This is a genomic window from Pseudomonas sp. HY13-MNA-CIBAN-0226 (genome assembly GCF_040310305.1).
Taxonomy (GTDB): domain Bacteria; phylum Pseudomonadota; class Gammaproteobacteria; order Pseudomonadales; family Pseudomonadaceae; genus Aquipseudomonas; species Aquipseudomonas gregormendelii.
Window position 1 is genome coordinate 1 of record NZ_JBEOPS010000282.1, and the last position, 269, is coordinate 269.

A 269-nucleotide genomic window follows, 5' to 3' on the forward strand; every position below is an offset into this window, starting at 1 on the left:
GCGCAGGCGAAACATGCATACGCAGGCGCACCTCGGTGTCGGCGCCCAATTCGGCCTGCATCTGGCGCTGGTAAATCTCGCTGTAGGGCCAATGTTGCTCGCCTTCAGGCACACCGGCGCCGTCAACCCGAGTCAGGGTCGATGCCTTGGCTACCTTTTCGCGGTTCTCAGGGTCTACCGCCCAATAACCACGCAACGTCAGGGCGACGCCATGGCTGTACTGCCGGTCTACCAGCACGTCTTCGTTCATCAGCAGATAAACCAGCGTG

Annotated in this window: 1 pseudogene; it reads right to left on the reverse strand. The window is 61.0% G+C overall.

From position 1 onward, the window contains the following. A pseudogene (locus tag AAEZ05_RS28760) lies at window positions 1-269 on the reverse strand (two-component sensor histidine kinase); the annotation flags it as partial.